At 71.4% G+C, this 7317-nt stretch carries 10 protein-coding genes; 8 read left to right on the plus strand and 2 right to left on the minus strand.

The window, feature by feature from the left end; all coding sequences use genetic code 11:
• Positions 1 to 427: hypothetical protein (locus APM_RS22710; protein ID WP_241763159.1), on the minus strand; the 427-nt coding region annotated here is incomplete at its 3' end.
• Between APM_RS22710 and APM_RS22715 the strand changes: the two genes are divergently transcribed.
• The 6 genes from APM_RS22715 to APM_RS12770 all read left to right on the plus strand — a co-directional run bounded on the left by APM_RS22715 (position 324) and on the right by APM_RS12770 (position 5590).
• Positions 324 to 542, plus strand: coding sequence for a DUF4115 domain-containing protein (locus APM_RS22715; RefSeq protein WP_241763158.1), 219 nt, complete (start codon positions 324 to 326; stop codon positions 540 to 542). The genes APM_RS22710 and APM_RS22715 overlap by 104 nt on opposite strands.
• A gap of 22 nt (positions 543 to 564) precedes the next feature.
• Positions 565 to 1689: a flavodoxin-dependent (E)-4-hydroxy-3-methylbut-2-enyl-diphosphate synthase gene (ispG, locus tag APM_RS12750; RefSeq protein WP_007423787.1), complete on the plus strand. Its 1125-nt coding sequence runs from the start codon at positions 565 to 567 to the stop codon at positions 1687 to 1689.
• Between the two features lie 83 nt (positions 1690 to 1772).
• Entirely contained in the window at positions 1773 to 3008 is a 1236-nt protein-coding gene (gene hisS / locus APM_RS12755) for a histidine--tRNA ligase (RefSeq protein WP_013639669.1), read from the plus strand.
• A gap of 12 nt (positions 3009 to 3020) precedes the next feature.
• Positions 3021 to 4079: a peptide chain release factor 1 gene (gene prfA, locus APM_RS12760; protein ID WP_007423789.1), complete on the plus strand. Its 1059-nt coding sequence runs from the start codon at positions 3021 to 3023 to the stop codon at positions 4077 to 4079.
• A complete protein-coding gene (gene prmC / locus APM_RS12765; RefSeq protein ID WP_007423790.1) occupies positions 4076 to 4918 on the plus strand; it encodes a peptide chain release factor N(5)-glutamine methyltransferase in 843 nt (280 codons plus the stop codon). The genes prfA and prmC overlap by 4 nt, the downstream gene beginning before the upstream one ends.
• A 240-nt stretch (positions 4919 to 5158) precedes the next feature.
• Positions 5159 to 5590: a DUF4167 domain-containing protein gene (locus tag APM_RS12770; protein WP_011941930.1), complete on the plus strand. Its 432-nt coding sequence runs from the start codon at positions 5159 to 5161 to the stop codon at positions 5588 to 5590.
• Positions 5591 to 5620: 30 nt separating this feature from the next.
• Here APM_RS12770 and APM_RS12775 read toward each other — a convergent pair whose 3' ends face one another.
• Positions 5621 to 6310: a tyrosine-protein phosphatase gene (locus APM_RS12775; RefSeq protein WP_007423792.1), complete on the minus strand. Its 690-nt coding sequence runs from the start codon at positions 6308 to 6310 to the stop codon at positions 5621 to 5623.
• 29 nt (positions 6311 to 6339) lie between these two features.
• Here APM_RS12775 and APM_RS12780 point away from each other — a divergent pair, with 29 nt between their 5' ends.
• Entirely contained in the window at positions 6340 to 6828 is a 489-nt protein-coding gene (locus APM_RS12780) for a CHAP domain-containing protein (protein ID WP_007423793.1), read from the plus strand.
• A 55-nt stretch (positions 6829 to 6883) separates the two neighbouring features.
• On the plus strand, positions 6884 to 7317 hold a 434-nt coding region (locus APM_RS12785; protein WP_007423794.1), incomplete at its 3' end, for a lipid II flippase MurJ.

The following is a 7317-nucleotide window of genomic DNA, read 5'->3' on the forward strand; positions in this document are numbered from 1 at the left end:
ACCAGACCGCGTCCTCCGCCAACGCGCCGGCCTCCCTGGCCGCCGGCGGCGCCACGTCCGGCACCGCCAGCGGCGGATCGGGCGGGTCGACAACCGCCATGTCATCGTCCACCTCGGCATCTTCGGCCACGTCATCGTCCGGCGCGTCATCGGCCTCCGGCGGCGCCACGCCCGGATCGGCGACCCCGGCACCGGCCACCTCGGCCTCCGGCACGGGCGCCGGCACGGCGACCTCCGCCACCGCGATCGCCGGCGCCAACCCGCTGGTCATCAGCGCCAGCGCCGATAGCTGGGTCCAGGTCCGCGGCCCGCACGGCACCATCCTGTTCAGCCGCGTGCTGAAGGCCGGCCAGTCCTGGCCGGTGCCGAACGAGCCGGGCCTGACCCTGACCACCGGCAATGCGGGCGGCACAGAGCTGGTCCGCAACGGCGCCGCCGGCTCCCCCCTCGGAAAGCCGGGCGTGGTTCTCCACAATATACCACTGACGCCGCCGGCCTCCGGCAGCGCCACCGCCCCCTCCGGCGCCTCCACCGCGCAGTAACCCCTCCACGGAAGCGAGCCCGATGAATTACCGCGAATACCAGCAGATCGTCCGCCGCAAGTCGCGGCAGATCAGCGTCGGCCCGGTCAAGGTCGGCGGCGACGCGCCGATCACCGTGCAGACCATGACCAACACGCCGACCGACGATGTCGCCGCCACGGTGGCGCAGATCCACCGCGCCGAGCGCGCCGGGGTCGACATCGTCCGCGTCTCCTGCCCGGACGAGGCGGCCACCGCCGCCCTCGCCGACATCGTGCGCCAGGTGAACGTCCCCATCGTCGCCGACATCCATTTCCACTACCGCCGCGCGATCGAGGCGGCGAAGGCCGGCGCCGCCTGCCTACGCATCAACCCCGGCAATATCGGCAGCGCCGAGCGCGTGCGCGAGGTCGTCGCCGCCGCCCGCGACCACGGCTGCTCCATCCGCATCGGCGTCAACGCCGGCTCGCTGGAGAAGCACCTGCTCGAGAAATACGGCGAGCCGAACCCCGACGCCCTGGTCGAATCCGCCCTCGAACACGCGAAGATCCTGCAGGATCACGACTTCCACGAATTCAAGATCAGCGTGAAGGCGTCCGACGTGTTCATGGCCGTCGCCGCCTACCAGCAGCTCGCCGAGGTCTGCGACCACCCGCTCCACATCGGCATCACCGAGGCCGGCGGGCGGCGCACCGGCACGGTGAAATCCTCGATCGGCCTCGGCTCGCTGCTCTGGGCCGGCATCGGCGACACGATGCGCGTCTCCCTCTCCGCCGAGCCGGAGGAAGAGGTCGCCGTCGGCTGGGACATCCTGAAGTCGCTCGGCATCCGCCATCGCGGCGTGCGTGTCATCTCCTGCCCCTCCTGCGCCCGCCAGGGCTTCAACGTGATCGACACGGTGGCCCAGCTCGAAGACCGCCTCGCCCATATCGAGGAGCCGATCACCCTCTCCATCATCGGCTGCGTGGTCAACGGGCCGGGCGAGGCGCTGATGACCGATCTCGGCGTCACCGGCGGCGGCAACGGCCGCCACATGGTCTACGCCGCCGGCAAGACCGACCACACGATCGAGGGCGCTTCGATGATCGACCATGTCGTCGAGCTGGTCGAACAGCGCGCCGCCCGCCTGCGCGAGGAAAAGGCGGCGGCGAAGCAGGCGGCGGAATAGCCCGCCCGCGCGCCGCGGACTGTTCAGCGGCGGCGATTTCCGGCAAACCACCGGCAATCTCCGCTGTCTGAAGGATCTCCGCCTTGACCAAGCCCCAACCCGTGCGCGGCACCCAGGACATCATCGGCGAGGACGCGCGCCGGCATCACCACGTGGTCGAGACCGCCCGCCGCGTCGCCGGCCTCTACGGCGCCGCCGAATGGGCCACGCCGGTCTTCGAGCTCACCTCCGTCTTCGCCCGCAATCTCGGCGAAACCTCGGACGTGGTGACCAAGGAGATGTACACCTTCGAGGACCGCTCCGGCGAATCCGTCACGCTCCGCCCCGAGGGCACCGCCGGCGTCTGCCGCGCCCTGGTCTCCAACGGCCTCACCCAGACCCTGCCGCAGAAAATCTTCTACCAGGGCCCGATGTTCCGCTACGAGCGCCCGCAGAAGGGCCGCTACCGCCAGTTCCACCAGATCGGCCTCGAGATCATCGGCGCCGCCGAACCGCTGGCCGACGCCGAGGCGATCGCCTGCGGCCAGCAGATCCTCGACGAGCTCGGCGTCGGCGCCAGCATCACCCTGCACATCAACACGCTGGGCGACCGCGACAGCCGCGACGCCTACCGCACCGCCCTGGTCGACTATCTCTCCCGCTACGAATCCGAGCTTTCCGACGAGAGCAAGGTCCGCCTGGTCAAGAACCCGCTGCGCATCCTCGACACCAAGGATGCGAACGACATCCGCCTCCTCGCCGACGCCCCGCTTATCTACGACCACCTGAACCCCGCCTCCGCCGCGTTCTACGACGGTCTGAAAGCCGCGCTTTCCGCCTTCGGCATCGCCTTCGTCGAGAATCCGCGCATCGTCCGCGGCTTCGACTACTACAACCACACCGCCTTCGAATTCGTCTCCACCGCCCTCGGCGCGCAGGGCACCGTGCTCGGCGGCGGCCGCTACGACCAGCTGGTCGAGCAGATGGGCGGCCCGCCCACCCCCGGCGTCGGCTGGGCGGCGGGCATCGAGCGCCTCGCCATGCTGCTCGCCGCAACCCCCGCCACGCCGCGCCCCGTCGCCGTCATCCCGATGGGCGAGGCCGAGCAGACCGCCGCGATCGAGATCCTCGCCACCCTCCGCCGCGCCGGCATCGCCGCCGAGGCCGCCTATCGCGGCAACCTGAAGAAGCGTCTCGAACGCGCCAACCGCATCAACGCCCGCGCCGCCGTGCTGATCGGCGCGGACGAACTCGCCCGCGGCGCCGTCACGCTCAAGACCCTCGACGACGGCGCCCAGCGCGAGCTCCCCCGCGCCGAGCTTCTCGCCGCCCTCGGATGACCCGCTGACGCGATGACCCTGGAGCAGAAACTCGACCGTATCGTCCTCCGCGCCGAGGAGCTGCGCGCGATGCTCGCCGCCGGGGTCGATGGCGAGCGCTTCGTCGCCGCCTCGCGGGAGCTGGCCGAGATCGAGCCGGTCGAGCAGCAGATCCTCCTGCTCCGCGCCGCCGAGCGCGCCCGCGACGAGGCCGAGGCCGCCCGCGCCGATCCCGAGCTGCGCGAACTGGCCGATGCCGAGCTTGATTCCCTCCGCGAGACCCTGCCGCGGCTCGAACACGAGATCCGCCTCGCCCTCCTGCCGCGCGACGCCGCCGACGAACGCCCCGCCATCCTCGAAATCCGCCCCGCCGCCGGCGGCGACGAGGCCGCGCTGTTCGCCGCCGAGCTCTTCGCCGCCTATCGCCGCTACGCCGACCTGCGCGGCTGGCGCTTCGAGATCCTCGACTATACCGAGACCGAACTCGGCGGCCTGCGCGAGGGCATCGCCGAAATCACCGGCCGCGCCGTCTTCGCCCGCCTCAAGTTCGAAAGCGGCGTCCACCGCGTCCAGCGCGCCCCCGCCACCGAAACCCAGGGCCGCATCCACACCTCGACCGTCACCGTCGCCGTCCTGCCCGAGGCGGAGGACGTCGATGTCGAGGTCAACGAGGCCGATCTCCGGATCGACGTCTTCCGCGCCTCCGGCGCCGGCGGCCAGCACGTCAACAAGACCGAGAGCGCCGTCCGCATCACCCATCTGCCCACCGGCATCGTCGTCGCCATGCAGGAGGAGCGCAGCCAGCACAAGAACCGCGCCAAGGCGATGAAGATCCTGCGCGCCCGGCTCTACGAGCAGACCCGCGCCGCCGCCGCCGCCGGCCGCGCCGCCGACCGCAAGTCCCAGGTCGGCACCGGCGACCGTTCCGAGCGCATCCGCACCTACAATTTCCCGCAAGGCAGGGTCACCGACCACCGGATCAACCTCACCCTGCACAAGATCGACCGCGTCATGCTCGGCGAGTTCGACGACATCATCGATGCGCTGACCGAGGAAGACCAGGCCGCCCGCCTCGCCGCCGCCGGCGCATGATCCCGACCACCGAGGCCCTGCGCGAACTCGGCCGCATCCTCGCCGCGGGCGGCGTCGAGAACCCGACCCGCGAGGCCCGCCTCATCCTCGCCCACGCGCTCGGCGTCGATCTCGCGGCACTCTGGGCGCTCGACGAGGTCGACCCCGAACCCGCCTTCGCCCTCGCCCGCCGCCGCGCCGCCCGCGAGCCGCTGGCCTACATCACCGGCGCGAAGGGCTTCTGGAGCCTCGACCTCGCCGTCTCGCCCGCCACCCTCATCCCCCGGCCGGACACCGAAACCCTGATCGAGGCCGCGCTGCGCCACCGCCCCGACCGGCGCAAGATCCGCACGATCCTCGATCTCGGCACCGGCACCGGCGCCCTGCTCCTCGCCGCCCTCGCCGAATACCCCGACGCCTTCGGCATCGGCATCGACCGCGTGCCCGCTTCCTGCGCCCTCGCCCGCGCCAACGCCGCCCGCACCGGCCTCGCCGCCCGCGCCGCCTTCTGCTGCGGCGACTGGGCCGACGCCCTCGCCGCCCGCTTCGACCTCATCCTCGCCAACCCGCCCTATATCCCGAGCGCCGACATCCCCGGCCTGATGGCGGAAGTCGCCGCCCACGAGCCCGCCTCCGCGCTCGATGGCGGCGCCGACGGGTTCGACGCCTATCGCCGCATCGTCGCCGATCTGCCCCGCCTGCTCGCCCCCGGCGGCCTCGCCATCCTCGAGGCCGGCATCGGCCAGGCCGCGCCGCTGGCCGCCCTCGCCGCCGCGCACGGGCTGGACGCCACCGCCGAACCCGACCTCGCCGGCATCCCCCGCGCCGTGATCATGGCAGCGCGGGAAAAATATTCGTGAAAAACCATTTGTCGATTCGGCCGAATCAGACTAGATATCCCTTGTATTCGGTGCCCGGCCTCATGCGGCCGGAGCGGCTTGTGTCAGATCGCTTCGTTCTGCGACGCGGTCCCGGTTCCACAAAAGCCGTATCGAAAATCGTTTGAACGACCAAGCCATGAGAGACGCTGCCCGGCTTCGACCAGGGAACCGACGGTCCGGTACGCGCATGGTCGCACTGAAACAGGATTACGCAACTCGATGAACATCAAACGTATGCGCGGGCGCAACAATCGTGGCGGCGGCGGCGGATTCCGCAACTACCAGAGCGGCGGCACCCCCCTCAACCGCAACCACGTCTTCGACAGCAACGGCCCCGAACAGCGGGTCCGCGGCACCGCCCAGCAGCTCTATGACAAGTACCAGCAGCTTGGCCGCGATGCTTCCGGCGCCGGCGACCGGGTCCTCGCCGAGAGCTATTTCCAGCACGCCGAGCATTATTTCCGCATCATTTCCGCGATGAACCAGGCCGCCCAGGCCCCGCACGGCAACGGCCATTCCCGCCGCGGCGATGCCCAGCCCGCCGAGGCGCAGGACGAGGCCGAACTCGTCGAAGCCGCCCCCGGTCTCGGCGAACAGCCGCCGACCGAAGCCCGCGAAATCCCGATCAGCGCCGCCCCGCCGGAGGCCTGACCGCCCGCCCCTGCCCGCGCCGCCGCCCGGTCACTCCCGGGCGAGCAGCCGGTCGTTGACGAACCGCGCGATCCGCCGGCCCGGCCGGTTGCGCGTCTCGCGCGCGTAGCGCTCGCGCAGCGCCTGCTCGCGATAGGCGTCGCGCACCCAGTCCAGAAACGCCATCCCGCCGCCCTCCTCCTCGTACATGTCGAGGAAGGCGTCCAGGATCCCGGTGTTCGACTGCCGTATATGGCCGAAGCGCAGGCTGAGCTGCCGCCGCGCCTCCGCCACGCTGCCGCCCTCGATTAGCACGAACAACGCACTCGCGATCCCCGCCCGGTCGGCGCCGGACTTGCAGTGCACCAGCGCCGGCCGCCGCATCGTGCGGATGATCTCGGCCAGCCGCAGGATGCGGTCGCGATGCGGCGCGCCGCGCGATTCCAGCGCCATGTCGTAGAAATCGAGCCCGAGCCGCCGCGCCGCCTCGCGCGAGAGCGCGTCCGATCCGTTGCGGCACTCGCCGCGCAGGTTGATCAGCGTGTTGATCCCGACCAGCCGGCGGAATTTCGCCAGCTGGAACGGCACCGGATGGTTCGATCGATACAGCGCGCCCGGCTTCACCGGAGCGAAATTGGTCCAGCCCAGCCGCAGCACGGCATGGTCGACGAACAGCGCGTCGATCCAGGCATTGCGCCGCCCCGCCGGGGTCGACAGGTCGCCGCGATAAATCGTGTCCATGCCGGCTGACTAGCAGGTATTCTCTGCCCATGCGACTCGCCCTGCCCGCCCTCGCGGCGCCGCTGCTGCTCGCCGCCTGCGCCACCTCGCGCTTCGCCGGATACGGCACCCCGACCACGCTCACCTGCGTGCCCTATGCCCGCGCCGTCTCCGGCATCGAGCTCACCGGCGACGCCTGGCGCTGGTGGGACGAGGCCGATGGGCTCTACCCCCGCGCGCACCATCCCGTCCCCGGCGCCGTGCTGGTCTTCCGCCGCCACGGCGCGATGACCGCGGGCCATGTCGCCGTCGTCACCCGCGTGCTCGGCCCGCGCGAGATCCTCGTCACCCAGGCCAACTGGCTGCCCGGCCGCCTCCAGCGCGCCACCCCTGTGCTGGACGTCTCGCCCGCGAACGACTGGACCTCGGTGCGCGTCTGGTACGCGCCCGATCACGAGCCCGGCCGCACGATCTATCCCACCGACGGCTTCATCCTCCCCGCCCGCCCAAGGCTGGCAACCGTGCCCGCCACCCGCTAATGCTCTGCGCTCGTTCCGGCCGATCCGGCCGGGCGCCAACCGCCGAGGAGCGAGAATGCTGCGCAATGCGCTGACCGTGGGCGCCTGGACGATGGGCAGCCGGGTGCTCGGCTTCGCGCGCGACATCCTGATCGCCGCCCTGCTCGGCGCCGGCCCGGCGGCGGACGCGTTCTTCGTGGCGCTGCGCCTGCCCAACCTGTTCCGCCGCCTGTTCGGCGAGGGCGCGTTCAGCGCCGCCTTCATCCCCGCCTATGCCGGCACCCTCGCGCAGGAGGGCGAAGCCCCGGCCCGCCGCCTCGCCGAGGAGGTCACCGCGATCATGGCGGTGTTCCTCATGGCCCTCACCATTCTCGGCCTGCTGTTCATGCCCCTGGTGCTCGACGTCCTGGCCCCCGGCTTCCGCGCCGATCCGGCGAAATTCGCCCTCGCGGTCCGGCTCTCGCGCATCACCTTCCCCTATCTCTGGCTGATCTGCCTCTGCGCCCTGTT

It is taken from the genome of Acidiphilium sp. PM (assembly GCF_000219295.1).
GTDB lineage: Bacteria > Pseudomonadota > Alphaproteobacteria > Acetobacterales > Acetobacteraceae > Acidiphilium > Acidiphilium multivorum.

Bases quoted from the DNA above. Each gene is read 5' to 3' on its own strand.
- APM_RS12780 (WP_007423793.1), top strand. From the start codon at position 6,340: ATGCGACTCGCCCTGCCCGCCCTCGCGGCGCCGCTGCTGCTCGCCGCC.
- prfA (WP_007423789.1), top strand. From the start codon at position 3,021: ATGACCCTGGAGCAGAAACTCGACCGTATCGTCCTCCGCGCCGAGGAG.
- APM_RS12770 (WP_011941930.1), top strand. From the start codon at position 5,159: ATGAACATCAAACGTATGCGCGGGCGCAACAATCGTGGCGGCGGCGGC.
- APM_RS12775 (WP_007423792.1), bottom strand. From the start codon at position 6,310: ATGGACACGATTTATCGCGGCGACCTGTCGACCCCGGCGGGGCGGCGC.
- ispG (WP_007423787.1), top strand. From the start codon at position 565: ATGAATTACCGCGAATACCAGCAGATCGTCCGCCGCAAGTCGCGGCAG.
- prmC (WP_007423790.1), top strand. From the start codon at position 4,076: ATGATCCCGACCACCGAGGCCCTGCGCGAACTCGGCCGCATCCTCGCC.